We start from the raw sequence: 1,839 nt of genomic DNA on the forward strand, positions 1-1,839 counted from the left end.
GCGGCCCGCCGGGTGCGCTGGGCACGCACGGCTGCGAAGGGTGTGGCCATCACCCAGCCCGCCACCCCGATCGCGCCCCCCACGACGATCAACACCCGCATGCGGAACTGGTCGACGTTGCGGACCGCGTCCTCCCCGGCCTCGTCGAGGATCTGCTGCCGACTCCTCACGGTGGCTTCGGCGCCGGCCACCGCGCGTACCTTCTCGGTCAGCGCCGCGACGTCGGCGCCCGGTCGGGCCGCCACCATGACGCGCCCGTAGCCCCGCTCGCCGGTGAGCTGGTTCGCCAGCCGCACCGAGGCGGCACGCCGCTACCTGCGCGTCGCCGGACTGGCCGGCCTGGTCCCGCCGGACGACCCGGTGGTGGACGCCGGGCTGCGCCAGGTCGACGGCCGGTGGCGCCTCGCCATGGACCCGACCGCCTTCGCCGTCGGCGAGCCTGATCTGGCCGCGCTGCTGGCGGCGACCGACGTTCCGGTGGTGCTGGCGCGCGGCGAGAACGACCCGATGGTCACCGACGAACAGCTCAAGGAGTACGGCGTACCGGTCGCCACGCTGCCCGGTCTCGGGCACAACGCGCACGTGGAGGACCCGGCGGCGGTGTTGGCGCTGCTCGACCCGTACCGCTGAGCGGGGCTATGCCGGTGTGGGCGCGGTGAGGGTCTCGGCCGGTGCCAGCTCCCGGCGGGCGGCGGTCAGGAACGCCTCGGCGTACGACTCGGCCGGGAAGTCACCCAGGTAGCGGCGGCGGGTGGCCCAGCGGGCCTCGGCCAGCGGGTCGGTGTCCAGCAGCGCGGTCAGCACCTCGTCCACGTTGGACATGTCCCGGCGCAGCACGTAACCCGACCCGGCCAGCGGGAACCGCTCCACGAACCGGTCGCCCTCGTCGCCCATGTCGGTGACCGCGTACGGCTTTCCGGAGTAGAGGAAGTCGGAGATCACGCCGGACACGTCGGAGACCAGCGCGTCGGCGGAGTTGACGCACTCGGTCAGGCTCAGCTCCCGAGCCGCCGCGCCGACCACGTGCGGGCGGCCGGTGCGGGCCCGGTCGGCGACGAGCAACTCGGTCAGGCGGCCCAACTGGCGGGCCGATGCCGGGTTCTGCGTGGTGTACGGGTGTGCCCGCAGGATCACCGTCGCGCCGCGCTCCAGCAGTCGGCGCAGCAGCCCTTCGGCCACCGGCAGTGAGCAGTAGTTGGCGTCGGCGTGGTGCCCGGTCCAGGTCGGGGTGTACAGCACCGTCGGGTGCGCCAACCCTCGTGCGGGCTCCGGGCGTACCTCGATCGACTCGACCTGTGGGCGTCCCACCACCACGAACTTGTCCGCCGGGATCTGCACCCCGGCGCGGGCGTAGCGGTCGATCGCCGCCTGCCCGGCCACGAAGATCCGGTCGAAGATCCCCGAGACCGGGTTGGCGCTCGGCGCCTTGTCGCTGTCGCCGTGGTGCAACTGGATGTGGGTGAGTTGGGTGAAGCGGACGCAGTGGCTGTTCTTCGCCCCGTGGTTGACGTAGAACGCCGCCCGCAGGCTCGGCACCAACGCCTCGTCCATCGCCCCCAGGGTGGGGCAGTAGACCACCGGGGCGTCGGTGGCCGCCGCGATCGGGGCCAGGAACTCCGGCTCGCGCAGCACCACCAGGAACGGCCGGCCGATCCGTCGCAGGTACGGCAGCCACATGGTGACCTGGTATTCCGAGCCGGGGGGCGCGGAGAAGTAGAGCAGGAACTCCGGCTGGTGCCGGCGCAGCGCGGCGGCCACCGCCCCGCCACCGGCCCGCGGCCGGAACCGCCGCCGGGCCAGGTCCAGTGCGACCGCACCGGCGCCCGCGCCGACCAGCAG

General features: G+C 73.7%; 2 protein-coding genes and 1 pseudogene. 1 reads left to right on the top strand and 2 read right to left on the bottom strand.

Going from position 1 to position 1,839, the window contains the following annotated elements; translation table 11 throughout:
- Nucleotides 1-296: pseudogene (locus tag PSH25_RS27850) on the bottom strand (ABC transporter permease); the annotation flags it as partial.
- Here PSH25_RS27850 and PSH25_RS27855 point away from each other — a divergent pair.
- Complete coding sequence (locus PSH25_RS27855; protein ID WP_238661861.1) at nucleotides 274-630, top strand: alpha/beta fold hydrolase; 357 nt, start codon at nucleotides 274-276, stop codon at nucleotides 628-630. The pseudogene PSH25_RS27850 and the gene PSH25_RS27855 overlap by 23 nt on opposite strands.
- A gap of 6 nt (nucleotides 631-636) precedes the next feature.
- On the opposite strand, the gene PSH25_RS27860 is transcribed toward PSH25_RS27855, so the two are convergent.
- Nucleotides 637-1,839: CDP-glycerol glycerophosphotransferase family protein (locus tag PSH25_RS27860; RefSeq protein WP_238661862.1), on the bottom strand; the 1,203-nt coding region annotated here is incomplete at its 5' end.

The organism is Micromonospora foliorum (genome assembly GCF_022229015.1).
GTDB lineage: Bacteria > Actinomycetota > Actinomycetes > Mycobacteriales > Micromonosporaceae > Micromonospora > Micromonospora foliorum.